This is a genomic window from Acinetobacter sp. QJM3NY_42 (assembly GCF_056173745.1).
The window spans coordinates 20,306-42,544 of the sequence record NZ_JBWBVH010000002.1; the positions used below are offsets into that span (position 1 = coordinate 20,306).

Below are 22,239 nucleotides of genomic sequence, written 5' to 3' on the forward strand. Positions count from 1 at the left end.
GTGCTTAGAGACCGAAAACCCTGTTGATTAGACACACTTCACCTTGAGGCTGACCATAATAAAATGACGATGCTTGTCCTTTACGTAGTGCACGCATGACTTCAATACCTTTGATTGTGGCATAAGCCGTCTTCATAGATTTGAATCCTAATGTGGCCCTGATGATCCGCTTTAACTTACCATGATCACATTCAATGACATTATTTTTATACTTAATCTGCCTGTGCTCAATATCTACTGGACATTTTCCTTCTCGCTTTAACCGTGATAAAGCATGGCCATAGGTCGCTGCTTTATCTGTATTGATGACCCGTGGAATTTTCCATTTTTTCACCGTATTGAAGATTTTTCCTAAAAAACAATAGGCTGATTTACTGTTCCGTCTAGCGGAAAGGTAAAAGTCAATCGTATGACCACGTTGATCAACTGCACGATACAGGTAAGTCCATCGCCCCTTCACTTTGATATAAGTCTCATCCATATGCCATGAATGTAAATCTGTAGGATTACGCCAATACCAGCGTAAGCGTTTTTCCATTTCTGGAGCATAACGCTGAACCCAACGATAAATTGTGGTGTGGTCAACATTCACACCCCGTTCAGCGAGCATTTCTTGAAGTTCACGATAGCTGATGCCATATTTACAATACCAACGAACAGCCCAAAGAATGATTTCACCTTGAAAGTGCCGACCATGGAAGGGATTCATCTGCTGTATCTCGAAATAAATAAGATATTTAGCTTATCATGTCAGCCTATTTGCAACAGTGCCTGAATACATGAGCAGCTAAATCACTCAAAGCCAGCATCTAAAACCATTTAACAAAATCTATGACTATTTTACTTTCCCTTACCTAATCGTCCTAGTGTATATCTTTTTTTTTGATTAGCTTATTCCTAAATCAAGTGACTTTAGGTAAGTATGATGAACGATATCCAATTTTCAGATTGCGCAAAGGCATGTATGAGCTGTTACCTTACCTGTGCCAGTTGTGCAAATGCCTGTCTAAAAGAAGAAAATCTGGAGATGATGCGAGAATGTATTCAGCGTTGTCTAGATTGTGCAGATATTTGTCAGCTCTGTGCTCGTATGCAGCAAAATGAATCTCCTTTTATGAAAGAAATTTGTGAGCTTTGTGCCAAGGCTTGTGAATACTGTGCAGATGAATGTAGCCAACATGAGCATCAACACTGCCAGCAATGTGCTGATGCTTGCCGTGAATGTGCCGTCGAATGTCGAAAAATGGTTGTCTGATAAATAAAAGAATTAGTTGAGTTTAGGATTTACTCAATGAATAGCCAACGTGTTAGTTGTTAGTGGGTCAAACCACTAACAACGGCACTGTTGCAAATAGGGATCTGAGTCGATGATTTTCCCTTCAAAAAAGCTTAGAGACCGAAAACTCTATTTACTAGCCAAACTTCTCCTAGAATATTACCGTTATAAAATAATGAAGCTTGTCCTTTGCGTAGAGCACGCATAACCTCAATTCCTTTAATTGTGGCATAAGCCGTTTTCATAGACTTGAATCCCAACGTAGCCTTGATGATCCGTTTGAGCTTGCCATGATCACATTCAATCACGTTATTCTTGTATTTAATCTGTCGATGGTCCAGGTCTTCAGGACACTTTCCTTCCTGTTTTAGTCGCGACAAAGCACGGCCATAGGTATGAGCCTTATCAGTGTTTATGACTCGTGGAATCTGCCATTTTTTGACATGATTCAAAATTTTACCAAGAAAACAATAAGCTGAATGGGTATTTCGTCTAGCAGAAAGATAGAAATCAAGAGTATGGCCACGTTGGTCAACTGCACGGTATAGATATGCCCATTTGCCATTCACTTTTACGTAAGTTTCATCCAGATGCCATAAATGTCGATCTGTAGGATTACGCCAATACCAACGTAAACGTTTTTCCATTTCTGGAGCATAACGCTGAACCCAGCGATAAATTGTGGTGTGATCAACATTCACTCCACGTTCAGCGAGCATTTCCTGAAGTTCACGATAGCTGATGCCATATTTACAATACCAACGAACAGCCCAAAGAATGATTTCACCTTGAAAGTGCCGACCGTGGAAGGGATTCATCTGCTGTATCTCGAAATAAATAAGATATTTAGCTTATCATGTCAGCCTATTTGCAACAGTGCCGTTTCTGGTTCAAAGCCTTCACCTTTTCCTTATTTATCTCTGACTTCTTTAATGTAAAAACCCAATCATGAAGACTGGGTTTTTACAATATTCATTGTACCTTTAACAGCACTTCATCGGTACAGCATAAAAGTGTTACTGACCTGGCAATGAGGCGCAGTATTTAATACCATCCAGCATTTATAAACTGCGCTGATTTACACGCTTGGACAACTCTTCAGCCGATTCCTTGCGTTCAGAATAACGATCAGTCAGGTATTTGCTTTGACCACGAGTCAGTAGAGTGAACTTAAATAACTCTTCCATGACATCCACAATCCGGTCATAGAAAGCTGAAGGCTTCATTCGTCCATCTTCTTCAAATTCCAAGAAAGCTTTCGGAATTGAAGACTGATTTGGAATGGTGATCATCCGCATCCACCGCCCCAAAATACGCATCTGGTTCAGGCTGTTAAATGACTGTGATCCACCACTGACTTGCATCAAGGCAAGGGTTTTACCTTGGGTAGCACGGATTGCTCCTCCTGCAAGTGGAATCCAGTCTATTTGTGATTTAAAAATGGAACTCATAGAACCATGACGTTCAGGTGAACACCAGACCATACCTTCAGACCATGCAAGAAGCTCATGCAGTTCTTTTACTTTTGGATGCTCAGTATCCGCATCTTCTGGCAAAGGAAGGCCCCACAAGTGATAGATACAGATAAAGCACACATATGGAGGTGCTTTGTCACGGTTAAAATGGGAAAGAAAATGTCCACCAGATCTTGAGCACAGGCAGGTTAAGTATAAAAATAACGTGATCGAATGTAATCATGGCAAGCTAAAGCGGATCATTAGGGCCACTTTAGGATTCAAATCGATGAAGACGGCTATGCCACATGCATCTATTCAGATGGCATTAAACACCGATGATGTACAGACGAAGTAGTAGCAGCCGATCCTACTAAAAGAATAGCAAACGATAAAAACAGCGATAAGCATGTTTTTAACCACTGCATAAAAATAGACCAAAAATTAAGCTTTTTTAGTTTTACAGATTCGAAAATAAATAGTAATAATTCATGAATAGTAGCCGAAGCTACCATTCATGAATCCAAATCATACTATTTTAAAAAACTAATTCGATGCCTGCACCATATTTCCATCCCTTTTCAGACTCTGTTGCCTCTTGCATAGAAGTGGCTTTCTGTCCTTTTTCATATTGGTAAGCAACATCAATGAAAGGTTTAATTCGCTTAGTAATCTCATATCGGGTTTTGATACCAGTTTTTAGTTCTGATAAACCTGATTTTGCAGCATAGTTAGAATCATCGCTAAATATTACATCTGCTTCGATATAAGGTTGAGTAATAAGTTTCTGAGTTAAAAGCAAATCACGTTCTAATTCAAAACTTGCTCCCCAAAAATTATTCTCACCGCCATAAAGATATGCTTGTGTTTCAAAGAAATAAGGAGCTAGACCTAATATACCAATAACCCCATCCACTCGATCGCTGCTGCTATTATTTTTATTTTCACTATATCTTACCCCAGCTTGTACATCCCAAAATGGGGCTACGTTACGGCTATAAAGTGCTGATACAGCATATTTTGGATCATTACTTTCTGACTTTTCCGAATTGGCTTCAATAAATAGACGATTTTCATCTGTTCCAATTAAAGTTTCAAACTTTGTTCCTAGGTTGCCCTTACCGTCTTCATCAACCATCCATTCATTTTCAAATTTTGTCGTTTGATAAATTTGTCCACCATGTTCTTTAAGATGATTGTCATGAGGTGAGTTAGAGTTCTCAAGCGCAATCTGGACACTCTTATCCCCCATATCCGCATTTTCCATTGAATAATATTCTGGATAACGCTCTTGAAGGGAATACTTTAATCCTCCAGATTCCTGTAAAAGAATTTTCATATTTTTTGTAATATTACTGTCTTGTACAGGAGTTTCATTTTTAGCGAACGTTAGATTTGATAATCCAAATAGCGCAATCATCAAAGTTGTTTTTGAAAACAAATTATTAGTGATGTGCATGTGGATTTACTCCCTTCTCATTTACTTGGGACTGAGGAACAGTCTTTGTAGAATTACCATCTTCCACTTGAGCTACAATGAGTTTATTCATCATTCCTGCACTCATATGGTAAAGCAGGTGACAATGAATAGCCCACTCACCTAACTCATCAGCTGTGAGTAGAGTGGTTATCGTTTTCCCAGGTGGAACAATTACCGTATGTTTGTTTGGCATATTGCTTGGATCCTGACCATTCTCAAGCTGCATAAACATGCCATGTAAGTGCATTGGGTGAGCCATCATACTGTCATTGACAAATTTTAAGCGAATACGTTCACCATACTTCACCACTAGTGGGTCGGCTTCATTAAATTTTTTACCATTTATTGTCCAAATATAACGCTCCATGTTTCCACCAAGACGGATCTCTATTTCACGTTCAGCTGCACGAGTGTCTTTTTGAGGATCTAACGATTGCAAATCACTATATTGCAATGCTTTATTACCTTCAGGTGTTGAAGCATTTGCCCATCCAAATACGGTATTATCATTCTTGTCTGAAGCCGCCTTAACAGTAGCGCTATTCATCGGCATATCATGATCCATACCTTTCATAGAAGACATATCATGATCCATACCTTTCATAGAAGACATATCGTGATTCATGCCTTTCATAGAAGACATATCATGATTCATATCTTTCATTGAAGACATATCATGATCCATACCTTTCATAGAAGACATATCGTGATTCATGCCTTTCATAGAAGACATATCGTGATTCATATCTTTCATAGATGACATGTCATGGCTCATCCCCATATCTTCCATAGTTAATAAAGCACGAGGGCGAGATTTAGGCATCTCAATTTGTTTGACTGCTGGGCTGCTTTCTTCATGTAATGTTCCCACTGAAAAACCGGTACGATCAATAGATTCAGCTTCAATTTGGTAATGTGCTTGTTTTGGTTCCACAATGACATCATAGGTTTCAGCAGTACCAATACGGAACTCATCTACAGGAACGGGCTTTACAGGTTGACCATCAGCACTGACTACAGTCATTTTTAGGTTTGGAATGCGTACATCAAAGAATGACATAGCGGAAGCATTAATAAAACGAAGGCGAACTTTTTCACCAGCTTTGAAGTTACCGGTCCAGTTTTGCTGAGGTGTTTTGCCATTCATTAAAAATGTATAACCAGTCACATCGGACATATCTGTTTTCAACATCCGCATCTGATTCCACATAGAGCGGTCTTGCCAAGTTGCCTTTAATCCATCACGTTTAACTTGTTTTAATACATCGAATACTGTTTCGCGACGGTTCTGATAGTAATCTGCTTCTTTTTTAAGATTTTTCATAATTTGATCACTTGTTGAATTATGAAAATCAGAAAGCAAAACAACGTAATCTTTATCGGTTTTTTCAGCAGCTGTTAGTGGAGTTTTATCTTTAGGATAAATAACAAAAGCACCATATAAACCGTCTTGTTCTTGTCCTTTACTATGTGAATGATACCAATAAGTACCATTTTGGCGGACTTTAAACTTATATTCATAAGTTTTATTAGGGGCAATGCCATTAAATTTGTTAAATCCAGGTACACCATCCATAATTCCAGGTAATAATAAGCCATGCCAATGGATTGAAGAGTCCTGATTTTTTAACTTATTGTGAACACGGATAACGGCCTCATCACCTTCTTCAAATTCAAGAAGTGGTGCAACGAATTTACCATTTACAGTAATTCTCTCAACTGGTTTTCCTGTGATATTTACAGTTTGTTCAGCGATTGTTAAATCATATTCTTTAACTGCCGCCATTACCCAAGTTGATGAAAATAAACCAACTCCAATTAAGAGTATATGACTTAACTTTTTTGACATTCTATCTCACCTTTAGAAAGGTCAAGATTGAAGTAATAAAGCAAATATTTAGTATAAACTTTAATACTTCTTTCTCGCTATTTATAAAATTATTTATTGCTACCAGGCATATTCATCTTTGAATGATCCATTTTAGAATGGTCCATATTCATCATAGAATGATCCATTTTTGACATGTCAGATGAGTTAGGAGACTGATGTTGACTATGATCTTGCTGAGTCTTGTCATCTTTTTCCATTTTACAAGGTTTTGTACAAGGTTCCTGTGCTTTTACCGTTTTAGTGGCACTTGAGGTTGATACATCTTTTGCCCAAGATTGAGTACCAGCAATTAAAGTTCCAGCACACATTAAAATTGTTAGACTACGACGCACTACAGTTTTCATAAGTTTCTCTAAAAGTTAATTTCTTGCTACTACAATAAAGTGAAGCACTGAACATCTAAGTGACTTGAAAATGACATTTTTGTAATCTATCTCGATCAGATGTTTTATAACGTTATTATAGTTTTAATGAATGACTTAGGATTCGGAAATGAGAATACTATTAGTTGAAGATGAACAAAAAACTGGTGATTATCTCAAGCAAGGTTTATCCGAAGCTGGCTATATTACGGACTGGGTTACAGATGGGTTAACGGGTAAACATCAAGCTCTTTCTGAAGAGTATGACTTAATTATTTTAGACGTGATGTTACCTGGACTAAATGGTTGGAATATTATCAATGATATTCGTAGCAGCGGTAAAACAATGCCCATTCTTTTTCTTACCGCCCGAGATCAAATCGAAGATCGAGTAAAAGGTTTAGAGTTAGGCGCTGATGATTATTTAGTAAAGCCTTTTGCTTTTGCAGAGCTTCTAGCTCGAATAAAAACGCTCCTTAGACGAGGGCAACAAAGAGAAGATAATAATATTATTAAGATTGCTGATTTAGAACTTGATTTGAGAAAACGTCGGGTAACACGAGCAGGTCAACGCATTGATCTGACGGCTAAAGAATTTGCGCTTATGGAGCTTTTTATGCGTAGAAGAGGTGAAATTCTACCAAGAGCACTTATTGCATCTCAAATTTGGGATATGAACTTTGATAGTGATACAAATGTAGTTGAAGTCGCTATTAAACGATTAAGAAATAAAGTAGATAGTAATTTTACCCCTAAGTTAATTCAAAATATTAGAGGAATGGGGTATGTATTAGAGGTAGAAGATGAATAATAAATTATTCAAATCTATCAGTTTTCGTATTGGTATTATTTTCTCATTATCGACTATATGCATTCTCATTATGATGGGGTTTTTCATCCATAAATTAGTGATGCATCATTTTGAAACGCAAGATCGTACCCAATTAGAAGGTAAAATCCAGCTTATTCAGAATCTTCTCCAACAGCATCCTAAAAATTCTCCAGAACTTGATCTATATTTGAAAGATGCTTTAGTTGGACACCATGATCTTATGGTCCAAATAGAACGACCGGCAGGTCAGATTTTATTTAGTTCAGCATCTTCAATCATTAATACTCAACAGTTAATCAAGTCAGCAAATAACCCTTGGATTAAATGGAAAATTAAGAATAAGACCTATCGTGGCATGATCTACAACACGGATATAAACAAAAATACTGAAATACAATCTGTACGCATTATTGTGGGGATCGATACATCTGAACATCTACATTTTTTAAATGATTTTAAGCGTCAACTTTTTTACATTGGTTTAGCCGGTACGATTTGTTTAATGTTTTTAGGCTGGTTTGCAACCTGGAGAGGTTTAAGACCCGTGCAAAAAATGGCTAAGGTCGCAGAAGGCATTTCTGCCCAACATCTTTCAGAACGTTTAGAAGTTGAGCACACACCAACAGAACTAAAATCATTAGCAATTGCCTTCAATGATATGCTCGACAGACTAGAATCAGCTTTAGAAAGGCTTTCCGATTTTTCATCTGATTTAGCGCATGAAATTAGAACACCGATTAATAACTTAATGACTCAAACTCAAGTATGTCTTGCCCGTAAACGAGATACCAGTACCTATCAAGAAGTACTATTTTCTAATTTAGAAGAATTAGAACGTTTGGCTCGAATGGTATCCGATATGCTTTTCTTGGCAAAAGCAGAACATGGCCTAAAATTACAGAACTTACAGAATATTGACCTGGTTAAAGAAGTTACAGCCTTATTTGATTTCTATGATGCGCTAGCTGCCGAAAAAAATATGACGCTTCAACAAACAGGATCTGGAAATGTCAAAGGTGATCCTGCTATGTTACGTCGAGCACTCAGCAATCTATTATCTAATGCAGTTAAATATGGAAATAAGAATTCTACAATACGCATAAAACTTCAACAGAATTTAGATAACACAATATTTTCAATTGAAAATGAAGGCCCTGAAATCTCTCCTGAACAACTATCCAGGTTATTTGATCGATTTTATCGAACAGATGCATCTAGACAAAGAACAGAAGAAGGAACCGGCTTAGGGCTCGCGATAACAAAATCTATTCTTGATATGCTTGGAGCGACCATCCAGGCTGAATCCCTCAATGGTCGAATCATTTTTACCATTGTTTTTCAAAGTGAATCCATGCAAGGGGAATCATTTTAACTCATTTTTTGAACATCTTCCATTTACCCGAGTTGACCTTACATAAAGCTCAAACTGAGAGCCAGAGCTACGCCAGCACCGATCATGGCAATTGTGTAGCCAAATATGATAGCTCGGCCAAACTGTGCCCCCCCTGTCATCCATGCAATTGTCGCTTTGCTTAACATGTTGCTCAGTGTGGCCAGCCCTAGCGCGACAGCAGCCACATTTGTTGTTAAGCCTTCAGTACTATGCAGGCGGGCAAGTGAGACTAAAATAGCATCTACGTCTGCTAGCCCAGAAATAGTCGATAATACGAAGATGCCGCTGGTGCCCAACCATTGTTTTGCTGCCGGGACCAAGACTGCCATGACAGCCAGGAAAGCAGCGAAGCTGAATGCTGTCCCAAGATCAAAAGGAGCCATTGCTTCTATTGTTCGATCGTTGTTTTCAGCGCTGGTAATTTGGCGTTGTCTCCACAATGCCATACCCAGCAGAAGGATTCCCGCAATCATCATTGCACCACCAAAAGTGCTTAGCAATGCTGGCTCAATGACGCCTATCAGCACAACCATACGAAAAAACATGATGCCACAGGCAGCCAATGTTCCAGAAATAGCAGCACTGACCATGACGGGGTGCTGGCGTGTATAGCGTGCCAGTGCGACAGTTGCAGCTGTAGAAGATGCCAAACCACCCAATAGACCTGTCCAGAATATGCCTCTTTCTGAACCGGTAAGCCGCATGGCAAAATGACCTGCCAGAGAGAGTCCGGCAATCAGGATCACTGCCCACCATAACTGGTAAGGATTTAATGCAGCAAAAGGTCCCAGACCCGTATTGGGTAAGTAGGGTAATATAACGACAGAAAGTACCAGCAACTGCAGGGATGCGGTTAATTCACGATGCTCTATCAAGCGTAGCCAACCGTGTAAGGTTGGCTTGAGATCCAAAAATACAGCGACGATTACAGCCGCGGTTAATGCTAAAGTAACATTACCATGGGATGCATATGCACCTAAAACTAATGTCAACAGCATCGCGATCGTCGTGGTAGCGCTTAGATTACCGGAAAGTTTTGCGGTACGCGCGTAGGACACTGTTAATAATAAGGAAAGCCCTAATACGGCCGCGACCAGCGGCCAAGGCCCGAAGTTTGGTTGTAAATGACCGAGCACTCCTCCGAGCAATCCTGTCAATGTGAAGGTACGTAGGCCTGCTACTCGGCTGCCCTCGGGCAATTCACGATCGTGCCATCCTCGTTCTAAACCAATGAGCAGGCCGATGGCAAGTGCTGCAATCAGGCCTGATACATCTGGTGGAAGAAAAAGACTCTCTATCATAGCTTTTTATGTCGCAGGCGAAGGGCATTCGTGATCACTGAAGCTGAACTCAAACTCATAGCCAAGGCCGCAATCATCGGTGACAACAACCAACCGGTAAATGGGTAGAGTACGCCAGCTGCTATTGGGATACCCAAGGCATTGTAAAGGAAAGCAAACATGAGGTTCTGTTTCATGTTGCCAACAGTAGCTTCCGAAAGTGAACGGGCAACCGCGATACCGCGTAAATCTCCCTTGACCAAGGTAACTTGAGCACTATTCATTGCGACATCAGTCCCGGTCCCCATAGCGATACCAACATCAGCCTTGGCTAGTGCTGGTGCATCATTAATTCCATCGCCGGCCATGGCAACAATACGACCTTCCTTCTGTAATTTGCTTACAAGTTCCAGTTTATCTGCTGGCTTAACCTCACCATGTACTTCATCAATACCCAGACGTGCTGCGACTGTACGTGCAGTGGTGAGACCATCTCCCGTTGCCATCACGATCCGTAAACCTGCTTCCTTCAGGGTGGCAAGTGCTTCGGGGGTACTTGTTTTGATTGGATCAGATACAGCAAGCAGGCCAGCCAATTGACCATCAACAGCGAGATACATCACACTTGCACCTTCTGAACGCAGCTCTTCGGCTTGCGGAATCAGAGATTGTACCGAGATACCTAATTGCTCCATCAGTGCTGTGTTGCCCAAAGCTAACTGACGATCGCCCACTTGACCTCGAACACCAATCCCTGAGCCTGATTCAAAATTATCTGGTGTTTCAAGAGACAGGCCACGTTCGTGTGCTGCATTTACAATCGCTTCGGCTAGCGGGTGTTCACTGCCTTGATCAAGACTGGCGGCTAAACGTAATACTTCAGATTCATCGAAACCTGATGCGGCAACCACACGATCGAATACAGGGCGTCCTTCGGTCAACGTACCTGTTTTATCAATGATTAGTGTGTCAATCTTGCGCAGATTCTCAATGGCTGCTGCATCGCGGAACAACACACCATGAGTAGCACCTTGACCCGTTGCAACCATGATAGACATTGGAGTTGCCAAGCCTAGTGCACAAGGACAGGCAATAATGAGTACTGCCACAGCATTGATTAATGCATAAACCCAGCTCGACTCTTCTGGGCCGAACAGTCCCCATCCAAAGAAGGTAAGCAAGGCAATGGCTACTACAGCCATGACAAACCAACCTGCAACCTGATCAGCCATGCGTTGCATTGGGGCTCTTGAGCGTTGAGCTTGCGCCACCATCTGTACGATCTGAGACAACATGGTACTTGAACCAATTTTCTCTGAACGCATGATCAATGAACCATTGGTATTCAGGGTAGCACCAATGACTTTATCACCGATGCGTTTAGTGATCGGTAAAGGTTCACCTGTCAGCATAGATTCATCCAATGAACTGCTTCCATCGGTGACTACACCATCCACAGGAACTTTTTCACCTGGGCGGATGCGGAGTAAATCTCCTACATGGACATGAGTCAGAGGAACATCTTCCTCAGTTCCATCGGGCAGGATTCGGCGAGCTGTTTTAGGAGCAAGTCCGAGGAGTGACTTAATTGCAGCAGAAGTTTGCGAACGTGCTTTTAATTCCAGTATTTGCCCCAGTAGGGTCAAAGAAATGATGACCGCTGAAGCTTCAAAGTAAACAGCGACACGACCCATGGAGATAAATGAGTCTGGAAAGATTTGTGGTGCAATGGTCGCAACCACACTGTAAATAAAAGCAGCCCCTGTACCTAGACCGATCAGAGTCCACATGTTTGGGCTGCGATTCACAACCGATTGCCAACCACGGGAAAAAAATGGCCAACCTGCCCACAGTACAATCGGGAGTGACAACACTAATTCAATCCAGCTCTGAACTGCCATGTCGAACAGGTTCAGTTGATGGCCAAACATCGCCAAAAAAGTCACGACTATGGTGAGTGGCAGTGTCCACCAGAAGCGTCGACGGAAATCACGTAACTCAGGATTCTCATCTTCCTCTAACTCGGGAATGAGTGGTTCCAGTGTCATTCCGCATTTAGGACAGTTTCCAGGATGATCCTGTCTAATTTCTGGATGCATTGGGCAAGTATAGATGGTCGTGCCTGTTGTGCTTGCATCATTAACGGATTGAGTAGTCTGATGATGCTGTGTATGTGCATCGGCAGTCGTCGTTGCGGGTTTAGCGATATATTGCACCGGGCTGCTATGAAACTTTGATTGACATTTATCACTGCAAAAAAAGTAAGTTTTCCCCTTGAATTCCTCATGGTATTTCGATTCTTCAGTAACTGTCATACCACAGACTGGGTCTTTCAATACGTCTGTTGTAGCCTGTGTCATATGATCCTGATTATGATTTTTTTGATCTAACATGAATAATTCTCTTATGGCAAAGTAGTTTTATGGCCGAATTTCGGAATAAATCTCGGAGTCTGTTGGGCATAGCTGTCATAGACAGCGCCAAATTGTTTACTCATTTCAGCCTCTTCCTTAATTGCCAAGCGGCTGTACATTAAGAGTAAGATTGGAAACATAATCAGTGTCAGTAAAGTTGGCCATTGCAATAAAAAACCCAGCAAGATCATCACAAAAGCCACGTATTGTGGGTGACGTATACGTGCATAAGGGCCTGTGATCGCTAAAGAATGCTGACGTTGCGCGTTGTACAGCACGTGCCATGACGTTGATAACAGGTAAAATCCATAGCCCAAGAAAACGTAACTGGCGATATGCAAAATGCCAAAATGTGGATCACCTTTTTCACCTAATAGCGTTGACCACAAGTGACCTGCATTATGAGAAAGTAAGTCAAGTTGAGGGAAGCGAGTTTGAAGCCAACCAGATAACAGGTAAATGGTTAAAGGAAAACCATACATTTCGACAAATAGAGCAATGATAAAAGCCGAAAAGGCCCCAAATGTACGCCAATCGCGCGCAGTGGAAGGTCTAAAAAAACTGAAAGCGAACATGATAAAAACTGCTGAGTTAATGATAACCAGCGTCCATAAACCATAAGCCGATTCCGCATGATTCATGATGGATCTCCTGATAAGAGCTATTTTTTGTTATCAGATATATCGGATTTTTTTTGCTGCGAGTGGTTATGCCCATGACCACCATGCATAAAAATATGCATCAGTGGACACGCTAAAAGGAATAAATAAGGCAAAGCACCGATAACGTGGGCTAAATGTTCCGTTAATAGAAAATAAGCTGCGATACCACCCAGCACGATTAGACCAATGGCATAACGTGTAGACCAGAAGTTAGGTACTGAATTATTTTCTTGGTGTTGGTGATTCATGGTGCTTTCCCCTAATTCATGGGTAACTATTTAGTTGCTGACGGAGGCATACAGTCCATCATCATCTGCATCATGGATTGCATCATGTCCATACGTTTTTCCATCATCTGCTGACGGTCAGCCATATTTGCATTCATGCTTTGGCTGCCCATCTGTTTCATCATACTCATACCTCCTTGCATGAGTTTCATGTGCTCAGCCATAAGTTTCTGACGTTCTTGTGGGGTTTTTGCAGCCATCATCTTTTCATGCATGGCTTGCATCGCCTTCATGTGTTGATCCATTGCAGCCATTTTATCTGTAGCAGTGGTGCTGGTAACTGTTTGCTTAATTGTTACTGCAGATGGTGCTGTTTTTTCAGGGTGGTGATCTTTGTGTTCATCGGATTGCTGTGCAAATGTATTCAATGACGCGGCTGCGATACATAAGCCCAAAAAAATGTTTTTGAATTTCATCATAATTTTTTCCTTTAAATAATTTGGAAGTAAAAGCTATGTTTTAGTACTGAACAGAGTCTAGGAATTTGACTACTAAACTGATGAAATTTTTGGTTATTCTCTGTCTCTCTTAAAAATTTTAGCACTATTAATTAATTATTTTTAAAAATGACAAAAATGTAATTTTGAGATCTTCTCGAAATATATAGTCTATGCTGAGATGACAAAAATTTTATTTAATATTAATCTTTTAAAACTATTAAAGTTGTTATGATTTTATGTGCTTAAAAAAATAAAAATGAAATGATTAGATGACTCCAAGGCTAGTTAGAGACACATTCTTAATGTAATTTACACTGTTATTCCTTTAAAGAAAAAATACAGTTGATCAAAATAGTTTTTTATAGAAAAAAGGGTGGATAATTTAATTATTAAACTTATTGGTATATTTATTAGATAGAAGGTAAAGAAGATTATTTTTAATATTAGGGTTTATAATCCAAATTTCAGAGTAAGGAATCTACTACTTATATAATAGAGATTCCATCTCCAAAACAGTACTACTGTATGAATGAGTTGTATTCAATGCAGGGAAGAATGTAGATCCTTAATACTAACGGAAAATTATTTTACTGAATTTTCATGTAAAGACTCATTTAATTGATCAATCACTGTCGTCCATTCACCATCAGAGTGTAGTTTTTCTTCTAAAAAATGACGTTGAGCATCAGTCCAAAAAATTGCTTGTGTTAAAAAAACATCTCCAGCTAGCTGATGGCTCTCTATGAATTTTGCAATTGCTTCTTCAGTAGAAGCTAAACCAAGCTGTTCAAATAATTTGGTCATTCTTGGACGTGTTTGAGTCATGTGCTTAGCCCACAAATTTATATTAGATCAAATTAAACATAACATGTTTATATTTAAACTAAAATATAAAAAATTAAATAGCTACTATTTTCTTAGACAAAATGATTACTACATTTCATAAATCAACCACCTACATAATTTGTTTGTTAAATGATCATTATTTTTCAATAAGATTATTTTAATAGTTAAAGATTTTAAATTTTAAAAATGACAAAAATGTAATTTTGAAGTCATCGCTCTGTTTCTGTCTCTCACTAATAATTGAAATATAAGAGGAGATGATGTGGTCTCATTAAATATAGATTTTATAAAGTCATCTCTAATGAACTAACGAATCAAGAGGAAACGTAAATGAAATTATTTCAAAATAAAATGACTGCTCTACGTAATGTTGTAGTAGCTGCAACGATGATTGTGGCTACTACAACTACGTTCGCTCATGTGAGTTTAGTGAGTGCGATTCCTGCGGAAAATGCATCTATCCTTAGTCAACCAAAGAACTTGACCCTTAACTTTGGTGCAGAGGTTATGTTGATGAATATTAAGTTACTGGATGCTCAGCGAAGAGATGTTCCTTTAAAATATAAAGTTACTCATGACTTAAAGAAATCCTTTGATGTCGCTCTTCCGAAACTGAAAAAAGGTAAATATACCGTTGTCTGGACAACAATGGGGAAAGATGGTCACAACATGAATGGTGAATATAGTTTCACTATCAAATCAACTAAATAAGAATTGATTACCTTTCAACATGTCAGTGAGGTGCTGGCATGTTGTTCTAGAATGGACAAAAATAATGATTTCTGAATATTGGATGTGGGCCACTTGGTTAACTAAGGTTATTTTATATTTAAGTGTAGCTTTTGTCGTTGGTGGAGCCTTTTGCTATTTTTTACTTAGACAATATCTTGAACTAAAAGAATCGATTCTTAAATATATTACAATTGGCGCTGGATTAGGCCTAATTTCCAGTACCTTGGGATTTTTTATTCTGATTGGTAGTTTTGCCAATACTGGTATTACAGGGATGGTGGACCCCACGTATATTAATATATTGGTTAATACTCCGACGGGGTATATATACGTTCTTCGTTCTATTAGTTTTGCTCTTTTACTTCTTCTCATGGTGGTTAAAGTTAACAGGAACAAAGGTCAGTTTTCTATAATTGAAAGTTCAATATTTTGTATTTTACTTATCCCGATTATTTTTAGTTTTTCCCAGCTCGGACATGTCGCTAATTTAACCTTACTTGCTCAAATTTTATTATCAATCCATATTCTAGTTATGTCGTTATGGATGGGGTCTTTATATCCGTTATGGAAAACCAGCCGGGAAATAAGTGGTTTACCTTTAAAAGATCGCATGCATGTATTTGGACGTATTGCTGCTTTCATTGTTGGGATATTAATCGCCTGTGGCGCTAGTGTAGCTCTTCTTTTAATTAAAGATTTTAATACCTTAATCAATACTGCATATGGCTATGGTTTCATGGTTAAAATGTTTTTTGTTATAAGTATTCTACTTTTAGCTGCCTTCAACAAATGGTATTTCACCCCGCGTCTTCAACATCCTAAATTCGCTAAACACCTTAGTCATGCCATTTTATTTGAGATGTTATTAGGTCTATCAATTCTATTAACAACAGGCTATATAACCACTGTCGTGGGTATTGAATAAGAGAATTTCAAAATAAGGGAATTGAGGAAATTTAACATTACTGCATTTATCTTTTGTAGCTGAGCAATAAAGTTTCTACTGGACTGTCAACTTACGACAATCAGAACAGTAAAATCGCATCATGAGGCATTATACATAAAGGTAGTCACCGGTTTTTAGCTTATCTTCAACCCATAACGGTCTCATCTATTCAGTTCACTACCATTGATTGAAATAACTAATCTTATAAATTTCAGAGTGATCGTAGATGACAAAAATGTCATTTTAAAGTCACATTAATGTTGGTTAAGTACTTTTACTGTAGTCATTAGAACACTCTTCTTTGGAATACTCTGAAGAAAACTGTAAGGTTATAAACAGACCAAGTTACAGCGAGTAACTGATTCAGAAAAAGGCTGGTTGTATGGTGAAAGTTTAGAGTTACTGTTCTAATGTTTTAAACAAATGTTTTGTTAAAAAGGAGCAACATATGAAATTTCACATCGCTAATATGACTTGTGGTGGTTGTGCACGCGGCATTACTACCGCAATTAAAGAGCTCGACTCGAATGCCTCACTCGATATTGATTTACAAAACCGTATCGTTGAAATCAACACAACAGTGAGTCAGGATAAAGTCATTGCAACTCTCAGTGAGCGTGGATTTACAGCTGATCCTGCTTAATCTCTGTTAGAGTAACAGTGGGAATTCCTTACCACTTTGGTGGTGTTTCAAAAAGTATGCTAGCGTTAAACAAATCCGTTATTAAGGTAAAAGAAAGTCAAATCAAAGGCTTTAAAATGATTTTCGAGCTTTTTAGAAAAGTTGCAACTTCTCCTAAATCCACGCCTGATTCGATGACGAATTCTACAATTGTTACCTTCAATACCGACGGTAAAAAACTTACCGATCACTTGCTTGCAACATTGAAATGCTGTGATAAAACTATCCCAATATTGTTACTTAGACAGGTAGGACATTTGATTTGTAGCGTTATTTTCATACCTCTATTTTATCAAAAGCCATATTGTTTTTTTCAGCATACTTTTTGAAACACCACCTTTGTTTGTTTTAGAGCGTCGGGGCGCCTCGGCAATTCTGCGTGTTGAAATAGAAAGGAAAATTCATTACTTTAAAGCGCAAAGCGTGTTGCAGATGCAGCTCTTATTCCGAGGAATTTTACACTGGTATCGCCCGCCGATAGAAACACCAGATCCGGCAGTCAGGACGTAAATAACCATTCCTCCAGTTTAAATAAAAAAACCTGCAGATTCGATGCAGGTTTTTTTTAGAGATAATCAATCGCGTCTTATTTGGCTTTACGCTCTTTCTCGATCAGGTAATTCACCACCTGAATGACTTTGGCATCATTACCCTGCACAATATATTTACCATTCACGGTCACTGCCGGAACACCACTTAACTGATACTGAGCAGCCAGATTTTTGGCTTGGGCAATTTTCGAAGTGATCGGGAAAGATTTATAAGTGCTGTTAAATTTCGCTTCAGGAATACCATAGCGGGTATAGAACTTGGCCAATTGCGCCTGTTCTAAAATTGGACGTTGCTTATCATGAATATCATGGAATAATTGTAAATGTGCTTTTTGACGCACACCCAATGCTTCAGACACATAATAAGCACGCGCTGCCTGCTCCCAGAGTGGATTCATTGCAGCCGGCGTACGTACAAAACGTACATCTTTTGGTAATTTTTTCAACCAGCCCTGCATATGTGGTTCAAGCGCGAAACAGTGACCACAGCCGTACCAGAAGAATTCACGTACCTCAATTCTGCCCGGTTTTTCGACTTTGACTGGTTTTGCAACCACTTGATAGTCCTGACCTGCCACAAAATTGGCCATAGCATTGCCTGAAAAGGCCAAAACAGATGCGGCAACAGCTCCTAAAAGGAATTTTTTCATTGGGATTATCGTCCTCTAAATCATTATGCTTAGTGTATGGGTTCACTATAAATCAATTATGCCGGTTCCGTTTTCATGCTGCGAACTTTTGTGCTATCAGAACCGCTACATTAAAGTATGCGACTGATTTTAAGTCAGTTAATATGGCCATTCGACCGCTATGTGTTTTTAGATAATCACAAAAGTTAAACTTTGAGTAATAAAAACGGTTATAATTTCTACGATTAAAACGTAGTGGTCAAACCTACAGTAAATATTAGCTTCTTACTATTCTCTTCAGTAACAGCCGCGTGGCTATGATAATTGCTGGAATTTACAACATAGAACTGAGCAAAAAATGATTTATGAAAGGTTTATTAAATTAAATAAATTATTTATATAGTTAAAATTCACCTGATAAATCACTTTTTAATTTAAATTACTATGTTAATTATTTGTTAATTATTTCTAAATTTTTCTCTAAGAAACGGAGTCCCCCATCAGCAAAACTACTGGTTGAAAAAACTATAGTAAAAATAACTAAAATAATCTTCATGTACATATTATTGAATCTAATCATATCTTGGACCAAAAAAATCTTTACTTATAATAATGAGTAAATATATACATCCGAATGACGACAAAATTACAAACTTGTAATTTTGTTAAGGTTTGTTCTCAAAAAAATAAATTAATACTATTTTAAAAAAGATAAATCGTTGCTGAAAAAGCTAGATTGCAATCGAGTTAATTAATTATAAATCAAAAACTTATATTGTATAAAATTAGTAACTCTTTGCTTTCTGCACTTATTATTTAATCAACGTTTCACGATTTTCATAAGCTAAACTAAATATAGTCGCCAATTTCAATTGAGTTATTTCCCGGCTTTTAAATACCGATATACCGCTTGGCGACTAATTCCAAATGCCTGGCCTAATGCCATTTTTGAAGGGTACTTCCCTTCCTTCCAGTCTTGTCGCAAAGCTTCAGCCTGATCAGGTTTCAATTTATGTACCCGGCCTTTGTACTTCCCTTGAGAAGAGGCAAGTTTAATTCCTTCCTTTTGCCGCTCTAAAATGATCTCACGTTCAAACTGTGCAAAAGCACCCATCAGTTGCAGCATCAAATTATCCATCGGGGTGGATTGGGCCGTAAAAGTAATATTTTCTTTTACAAACTGGATGGCAATCCCTCGTTTGACCAGTTTATCCACTTCAGTCACCAAATCTTTTAAGCTTCGCGCAAAACGATCCATGGAATGTACTATCACCCGGTCTCCTTCCCGGACATAATTCAACATTTCCTGAAATTTCGGTCGGTCGGTATTTTTACCTGAAGCACGGTCAACAAAAATCCGGTCGACTTCAATTCCCTCAAGTTGACGTCCCGTATTTTGCTCGACCGAACTCACTCGCACATAGCCTACTTTTTGGCCTTTCACTTTTTACGCCCCAATTGGATAAAAATGAACAATTTCGTAAATTATAAATCTTTAATACCAAAGTTACATGTTACTTATGATTAAAAAACATTTAAATGGTACATGTTTTTAAGAACTTTTAAAATGTAATTTTAGGGTTTACTCTAAATTTACATATTTAAATAACGAGTTTTTTCTCACTCATAAGAATTTGCAAGAATATATATACATTTATTGACATTAAGTAATTTAAATAAAATCAATATACGTATTTGCATATATGTGGAAATACGTATATAAATATATCTGAGTTTCTAATAGCAGAGTCAGTCAAAATGTTCTCGACCATAAAGATTTATCACAATCCTGAGTGTGGTACATCAAGGAATACCTTAGCTTTAATTCAAAATGCAGGAATTGAACCAATCGTTATTGAATATCTAATTACCCCACCTTCGAAAGCAGAATTAATTGAACTTATTCGTAGTGCTGGTTTAAGTGTTAGAGAAGCAATTCGTAAAAATGTACCTCCATATTCTGATTTAGAAATTGTTCGGGAAGATTGGTCTGATGAACAGCTTTTAAATTTTATGCTTCAACATCCTATTTTGATTAACCGCCCATTCGTTGTTACGGATTTAGGTACACGTTTGTGTCGTCCTTCTGAAGTTGTTTTGGATATTCTCCCGTTTCCTCAGAAAGGCGCATTTAGCAAAGAAGATGGTGAAAAAATTATTGATGAAAATGGTCAAAGAATTAAATAGCACGTTCTCATCTCTTGGATGGGAACAATGTGAAGGAGACTTATATGGATCAAGTTAATTTTTTTAAATGCTTATCAGATGAAACACGTCTCAATATAGTGAAATTAATCGCTGAAAATAAAGAACTATGTGTGTGTGATTTGATTGAAAAACTACAACTAAGCCAGCCTAAAATTTCAAGACATCTAGCCCTTTTACGTGCTGCAGGACTACTTCAAGATCGCAGACAAAGCCAATGGGTTTACTACAGTATCAGTCCAAAATTGGCCGACTGGTGTTATGAAATTTTAGATATTTTGAAGACAGTTCAATCTCAGCCAAAGCTGGATGGTCAACAACCCCTTTCTGTAAATAGTTATTGTGAGTAATTCAATGAAATTTTTATTTTTATGTACCGGAAATAGCTGCCGTAGCATTTTGTCAGAAGTTTTGTTTAATAGCCGTGCCCCGGAAGGTTGGAAAGCATATAGCGCTGGGAGTAAGCCTTCAGGACAAGCGCACCCGCTGACCATAGAAACCCTTGAAAACTTAGGGTTATCTACCGAAGGTTTATGGAGTAAAACGATTGATGACTGTGAACAGTACCAACCTGATGTTGTGATCACGGTATGTGACTCTGCTGCTCAAGAAGCCTGTCCACTTTATTTGGGTGGAGCAATCAAGGCACATTGGGGCCTAGCTGATCCTTCACACCTGGAAGTAAATAAAGAAGAAAAAATGAAAGCTTTTATGACCACTGTTGAACATATCAACCGTCGTTTAGATGCTTTATTTGCCCTAGATGTAAATAAACTTTCTCGTCCTGAACTAATTGCTGAAATCAATAAAATTTCGAATGTTGAGTAAGAGATATGTCTGAAAAACGCTTATCCTTTTTAGATCGTAACCTGACGCTATGGATTTTTATTGCCATGGCTCTAGGTATTGCAATCGGAAACTTCTTTCCGCAAGCTTCTGTCGCACTCGATCAATTAAGTATCAACTCGGTGAATATTCCAATTGCAGTTGGTCTTATTCTGATGATGTATCCACCTCTGGCAAAAGTAAACTATGTGACGTTGCCACAAGTATTTAAAGACAAAAAAACCCTGACCTTATCTTTAATACAAAACTGGCTAATTGCTCCGGTAATGATGTTTGCTCTGGCTATTATATTTTTACATAGCTATCCCGAATATATGACTGGTGTCATCCTAATTGGTCTAGCTCGATGTATTGCCATGGTATTGGTTTGGAATGGCCTAGCTTGTGGTGATAATCAATATGTTGCAGCATTAGTTGCCTTTAACAGTATCTTCCAGATTTTATTCTTCAGTACCTATGCATGGTTATTCTTGACCTTCCTGCCACCTTATTTTGGGGTTGCTTCACAGGTTATTAATGTTGATTTCTGGACCATCACTCACGCTGTTCTGGTTTATCTTGGTATTCCATTTCTGTTGGGTTTCTTAACGCGTTGGATTCTGGTGAAACAAAAAGGGGTAGAGTGGTATGAAACCAAGTTTATTCCGAAAATCAGCCCGCTAAGTTTAATGGCTTTACTGTTCACGATTCTGGCCATGTTTAGCCTAAAAGGTGGTGATGTCGTGAGTCTTCCACTGGAAGTTTTACGAATCGCAGTTCCTTTAACCATTTACTTCGTTTTGATGTTCTTTATCAGCTTCTTCATGAGTAAATGGATGGGCAATGACTATCCTAAGACCACAGCAATCGCATTTACTGCAGCCGGGAATAATTTTGAATTATCACTTGCAGTCGCAATTGCCACTTTTGGTATAGCTTCACCAGTTGCTTTTACCACGATTATTGGCCCACTGGTTGAAGTTCCTGTGCTGATTGCCTTGGTGAGTGTTTCGCTCTGGCTGAGAAAAAAAGTTTTTAAAGAGGCTTGATAC

General features: G+C 38.6%; 24 protein-coding genes and 4 pseudogenes. 11 read left to right on the forward strand and 17 right to left on the reverse strand.

Annotated elements, in window-relative coordinates:
- Positions 1-4: 4 nt before the first annotated feature.
- Positions 5-709 (reverse strand): IS6-like element IS1008 family transposase, encoded by a 705-nt coding sequence (locus AC0VYT_RS14495; RefSeq protein WP_005264342.1) that lies wholly within the window; start codon positions 707-709, stop codon positions 5-7.
- 216 nt (positions 710-925) lie between these two features.
- Here AC0VYT_RS14495 and AC0VYT_RS14500 point away from each other — a divergent pair, with 216 nt between their 5' ends.
- Entirely contained in the window at positions 926-1,255 is a 330-nt protein-coding gene (locus tag AC0VYT_RS14500; RefSeq protein ID WP_026055492.1) for a four-helix bundle copper-binding protein, read from the forward strand.
- A 134-nt stretch (positions 1,256-1,389) separates the two neighbouring features.
- Here AC0VYT_RS14500 and AC0VYT_RS14505 read toward each other — a convergent pair whose 3' ends face one another.
- Entirely contained in the window at positions 1,390-2,094 is a 705-nt protein-coding gene (locus AC0VYT_RS14505; protein WP_001067793.1) for an IS6-like element IS1007 family transposase, read from the reverse strand.
- Positions 2,095-2,337: 243 nt separating this feature from the next.
- Positions 2,338-2,832, reverse strand: coding sequence for an arsenical resistance protein ArsH (gene arsH / locus AC0VYT_RS14510; protein ID WP_010117055.1), 495 nt, complete (start codon positions 2,830-2,832; stop codon positions 2,338-2,340).
- A 6-nt stretch (positions 2,833-2,838) separates the two neighbouring features.
- Between arsH and AC0VYT_RS14515 the strand changes: the two are divergent.
- Positions 2,839-3,031, forward strand: a pseudogene (locus tag AC0VYT_RS14515) (DDE-type integrase/transposase/recombinase); the annotation flags it as partial.
- 16 nt (positions 3,032-3,047) lie between these two features.
- On the opposite strand, the pseudogene AC0VYT_RS14520 reads toward AC0VYT_RS14515, so the two are convergent.
- The 4 genes and pseudogenes from AC0VYT_RS14520 to AC0VYT_RS14535 all read right to left on the reverse strand — a co-directional run.
- Positions 3,048-3,245, reverse strand: a pseudogene (locus AC0VYT_RS14520) (hypothetical protein); the annotation flags it as partial.
- Between the two features lie 23 nt (positions 3,246-3,268).
- Positions 3,269-4,189 carry a copper resistance protein B gene (locus AC0VYT_RS14525; RefSeq protein ID WP_004281863.1) on the reverse strand — a complete coding sequence of 307 codons (921 nt, stop codon included), beginning with the start codon at positions 4,187-4,189 and terminating at the stop codon, positions 3,269-3,271.
- Positions 4,176-6,059: a copper resistance system multicopper oxidase gene (locus AC0VYT_RS14530; protein WP_005404763.1), complete on the reverse strand. Its 1,884-nt coding sequence runs from the start codon at positions 6,057-6,059 to the stop codon at positions 4,176-4,178. The genes AC0VYT_RS14525 and AC0VYT_RS14530 overlap by 14 nt, the downstream gene beginning before the upstream one ends.
- A gap of 89 nt (positions 6,060-6,148) precedes the next feature.
- Positions 6,149-6,445: a hypothetical protein gene (locus tag AC0VYT_RS14535; protein WP_005006338.1), complete on the reverse strand. Its 297-nt coding sequence runs from the start codon at positions 6,443-6,445 to the stop codon at positions 6,149-6,151.
- A gap of 148 nt (positions 6,446-6,593) precedes the next feature.
- On the opposite strand from AC0VYT_RS14535, the gene AC0VYT_RS14540 reads away from it, so the two are divergent.
- The gene (locus AC0VYT_RS14540) at positions 6,594-7,274 is read left to right on the forward strand and encodes a heavy metal response regulator transcription factor (RefSeq protein WP_004679347.1); all 681 of its coding nucleotides are present in this window, start codon (positions 6,594-6,596) and stop codon (positions 7,272-7,274) included.
- Positions 7,267-8,667, forward strand: coding sequence for a heavy metal sensor histidine kinase (locus AC0VYT_RS14545; RefSeq protein ID WP_005105857.1), 1,401 nt, complete (start codon positions 7,267-7,269; stop codon positions 8,665-8,667). Before AC0VYT_RS14540 ends, AC0VYT_RS14545 begins: the two co-directional genes overlap by 8 nt.
- Before the next feature lie 38 nt (positions 8,668-8,705).
- On the opposite strand, the gene AC0VYT_RS14550 is transcribed toward AC0VYT_RS14545, so the two are convergent.
- The 6 genes from AC0VYT_RS14550 to AC0VYT_RS14575 form a co-directional block, all read right to left on the reverse strand.
- Entirely contained in the window at positions 8,706-9,989 is a 1,284-nt protein-coding gene (locus AC0VYT_RS14550) for an MgtC/SapB family protein (protein ID WP_004679352.1), read from the reverse strand.
- Entirely contained in the window at positions 9,986-12,361 is a 2,376-nt protein-coding gene (locus tag AC0VYT_RS14555) for a heavy metal translocating P-type ATPase (protein ID WP_005404764.1), read from the reverse strand. Before AC0VYT_RS14555 ends, AC0VYT_RS14550 begins: the two co-directional genes overlap by 4 nt.
- A gap of 11 nt (positions 12,362-12,372) precedes the next feature.
- Positions 12,373-13,023 carry a methyltransferase family protein gene (locus AC0VYT_RS14560; protein ID WP_004281871.1) on the reverse strand — a complete coding sequence of 217 codons (651 nt, stop codon included), beginning with the start codon at positions 13,021-13,023 and terminating at the stop codon, positions 12,373-12,375.
- Between the two features lie 20 nt (positions 13,024-13,043).
- Positions 13,044-13,292 (reverse strand): DUF2933 domain-containing protein, encoded by a 249-nt coding sequence (locus AC0VYT_RS14565; RefSeq protein WP_004695740.1) that lies wholly within the window; start codon positions 13,290-13,292, stop codon positions 13,044-13,046.
- 26 nt (positions 13,293-13,318) lie between these two features.
- Positions 13,319-13,750: a hypothetical protein gene (locus AC0VYT_RS14570; RefSeq protein ID WP_004695737.1), complete on the reverse strand. Its 432-nt coding sequence runs from the start codon at positions 13,748-13,750 to the stop codon at positions 13,319-13,321.
- Positions 13,751-14,353: 603 nt separating this feature from the next.
- A complete protein-coding gene (locus AC0VYT_RS14575) occupies positions 14,354-14,596 on the reverse strand; it encodes a DUF2789 family protein (RefSeq protein WP_004281876.1) in 243 nt (80 codons plus the stop codon).
- A gap of 351 nt (positions 14,597-14,947) precedes the next feature.
- On the opposite strand from AC0VYT_RS14575, the gene AC0VYT_RS14580 reads away from it, so the two are divergent.
- From AC0VYT_RS14580 to AC0VYT_RS14590, 3 genes are all read left to right on the forward strand, one after another.
- Positions 14,948-15,328 carry a copper resistance CopC family protein gene (locus AC0VYT_RS14580; RefSeq protein ID WP_004681441.1) on the forward strand — a complete coding sequence of 127 codons (381 nt, stop codon included), beginning with the start codon at positions 14,948-14,950 and terminating at the stop codon, positions 15,326-15,328.
- A gap of 64 nt (positions 15,329-15,392) precedes the next feature.
- A complete protein-coding gene (locus AC0VYT_RS14585; RefSeq protein ID WP_005220177.1) occupies positions 15,393-16,274 on the forward strand; it encodes a copper resistance D family protein in 882 nt (293 codons plus the stop codon).
- 469 nt (positions 16,275-16,743) lie between these two features.
- Positions 16,744-16,938, forward strand: a complete 195-nt coding sequence (locus tag AC0VYT_RS14590) for a heavy-metal-associated domain-containing protein (RefSeq protein WP_004733233.1) — start codon at positions 16,744-16,746, stop codon at positions 16,936-16,938.
- Positions 16,939-17,003: 65 nt separating this feature from the next.
- Here AC0VYT_RS14590 and AC0VYT_RS14595 read toward each other — a convergent pair.
- The 4 genes and pseudogenes from AC0VYT_RS14595 to AC0VYT_RS14610 all read right to left on the reverse strand — a co-directional run.
- Positions 17,004-17,210 (reverse strand): annotated as a pseudogene (locus tag AC0VYT_RS14595) (IS1 family transposase); the annotation flags it as partial.
- Positions 17,211-17,563: 353 nt separating this feature from the next.
- A complete protein-coding gene (locus AC0VYT_RS14600) occupies positions 17,564-18,178 on the reverse strand; it encodes a thiol:disulfide interchange protein DsbA/DsbL (protein ID WP_004281236.1) in 615 nt (204 codons plus the stop codon).
- A gap of 177 nt (positions 18,179-18,355) precedes the next feature.
- A pseudogene (locus AC0VYT_RS14605) lies at positions 18,356-18,477 on the reverse strand (cation diffusion facilitator family transporter); the annotation flags it as partial.
- A 557-nt stretch (positions 18,478-19,034) separates the two neighbouring features.
- Positions 19,035-19,601 carry a recombinase family protein gene (locus AC0VYT_RS14610; RefSeq protein WP_004812033.1) on the reverse strand — a complete coding sequence of 189 codons (567 nt, stop codon included), beginning with the start codon at positions 19,599-19,601 and terminating at the stop codon, positions 19,035-19,037.
- 314 nt (positions 19,602-19,915) lie between these two features.
- On the opposite strand from AC0VYT_RS14610, the gene arsC reads away from it, so the two are divergent.
- Genes arsC through arsB form a run of 4 tightly spaced genes read left to right on the forward strand, consistent with a single transcriptional unit; the run spans position 19,916 to position 22,236 of the window.
- On the forward strand, positions 19,916-20,344 hold the full coding sequence (gene arsC / locus AC0VYT_RS14615) for an arsenate reductase (glutaredoxin) (RefSeq protein ID WP_004733243.1): 429 nt from the start codon (positions 19,916-19,918) through the stop codon (positions 20,342-20,344).
- 44 nt (positions 20,345-20,388) lie between these two features.
- Positions 20,389-20,712 carry a metalloregulator ArsR/SmtB family transcription factor gene (locus tag AC0VYT_RS14620; RefSeq protein ID WP_005404767.1) on the forward strand — a complete coding sequence of 108 codons (324 nt, stop codon included), beginning with the start codon at positions 20,389-20,391 and terminating at the stop codon, positions 20,710-20,712.
- A gap of 4 nt (positions 20,713-20,716) precedes the next feature.
- On the forward strand, positions 20,717-21,190 hold the full coding sequence (locus tag AC0VYT_RS14625; protein WP_005404768.1) for an arsenate reductase ArsC: 474 nt from the start codon (positions 20,717-20,719) through the stop codon (positions 21,188-21,190).
- Positions 21,191-21,195: 5 nt separating this feature from the next.
- The gene (gene arsB, locus AC0VYT_RS14630) at positions 21,196-22,236 is read left to right on the forward strand and encodes an ACR3 family arsenite efflux transporter (protein ID WP_005404769.1); all 1,041 of its coding nucleotides are present in this window, start codon (positions 21,196-21,198) and stop codon (positions 22,234-22,236) included.
- Positions 22,237-22,239: the final 3 nt, after the last annotated feature.

Excerpts from the sequence above, each read along its gene's own strand:
- AC0VYT_RS14495 (WP_005264342.1), bottom strand. The coding sequence starts at position 709 with ATGAATCCCTTCCATGGTCGGCACTTTCAAGGTGAAATCATTCTTTGG.
- AC0VYT_RS14500 (WP_026055492.1), top strand. The coding sequence starts at position 926 with ATGAACGATATCCAATTTTCAGATTGCGCAAAGGCATGTATGAGCTGT.
- AC0VYT_RS14505 (WP_001067793.1), bottom strand. The coding sequence starts at position 2,094 with ATGAATCCCTTCCACGGTCGGCACTTTCAAGGTGAAATCATTCTTTGG.
- AC0VYT_RS14525 (WP_004281863.1), bottom strand. The coding sequence starts at position 4,189 with ATGCACATCACTAATAATTTGTTTTCAAAAACAACTTTGATGATTGCG.
- AC0VYT_RS14530 (WP_005404763.1), bottom strand. The coding sequence starts at position 6,059 with ATGTCAAAAAAGTTAAGTCATATACTCTTAATTGGAGTTGGTTTATTT.
- AC0VYT_RS14535 (WP_005006338.1), bottom strand. The coding sequence starts at position 6,445 with ATGAAAACTGTAGTGCGTCGTAGTCTAACAATTTTAATGTGTGCTGGA.
- AC0VYT_RS14540 (WP_004679347.1), top strand. The coding sequence starts at position 6,594 with ATGAGAATACTATTAGTTGAAGATGAACAAAAAACTGGTGATTATCTC.
- AC0VYT_RS14545 (WP_005105857.1), top strand. The coding sequence starts at position 7,267 with ATGAATAATAAATTATTCAAATCTATCAGTTTTCGTATTGGTATTATT.
- AC0VYT_RS14550 (WP_004679352.1), bottom strand. The coding sequence starts at position 9,989 with ATGATAGAGAGTCTTTTTCTTCCACCAGATGTATCAGGCCTGATTGCA.
- AC0VYT_RS14555 (WP_005404764.1), bottom strand. The coding sequence starts at position 12,361 with ATGTTAGATCAAAAAAATCATAATCAGGATCATATGACACAGGCTACA.
- AC0VYT_RS14560 (WP_004281871.1), bottom strand. The coding sequence starts at position 13,023 with ATGAATCATGCGGAATCGGCTTATGGTTTATGGACGCTGGTTATCATT.
- AC0VYT_RS14565 (WP_004695740.1), bottom strand. The coding sequence starts at position 13,292 with ATGAATCACCAACACCAAGAAAATAATTCAGTACCTAACTTCTGGTCT.
- AC0VYT_RS14570 (WP_004695737.1), bottom strand. The coding sequence starts at position 13,750 with ATGATGAAATTCAAAAACATTTTTTTGGGCTTATGTATCGCAGCCGCG.
- AC0VYT_RS14575 (WP_004281876.1), bottom strand. The coding sequence starts at position 14,596 with ATGACTCAAACACGTCCAAGAATGACCAAATTATTTGAACAGCTTGGT.
- AC0VYT_RS14580 (WP_004681441.1), top strand. The coding sequence starts at position 14,948 with ATGAAATTATTTCAAAATAAAATGACTGCTCTACGTAATGTTGTAGTA.
- AC0VYT_RS14585 (WP_005220177.1), top strand. The coding sequence starts at position 15,393 with ATGATTTCTGAATATTGGATGTGGGCCACTTGGTTAACTAAGGTTATT.
- AC0VYT_RS14590 (WP_004733233.1), top strand. The coding sequence starts at position 16,744 with ATGAAATTTCACATCGCTAATATGACTTGTGGTGGTTGTGCACGCGGC.
- AC0VYT_RS14600 (WP_004281236.1), bottom strand. The coding sequence starts at position 18,178 with ATGAAAAAATTCCTTTTAGGAGCTGTTGCCGCATCTGTTTTGGCCTTT.
- arsC (WP_004733243.1), top strand. The coding sequence starts at position 19,916 with ATGTTCTCGACCATAAAGATTTATCACAATCCTGAGTGTGGTACATCA.
- AC0VYT_RS14620 (WP_005404767.1), top strand. The coding sequence starts at position 20,389 with ATGGATCAAGTTAATTTTTTTAAATGCTTATCAGATGAAACACGTCTC.
- AC0VYT_RS14625 (WP_005404768.1), top strand. The coding sequence starts at position 20,717 with ATGAAATTTTTATTTTTATGTACCGGAAATAGCTGCCGTAGCATTTTG.
- arsB (WP_005404769.1), top strand. The coding sequence starts at position 21,196 with ATGTCTGAAAAACGCTTATCCTTTTTAGATCGTAACCTGACGCTATGG.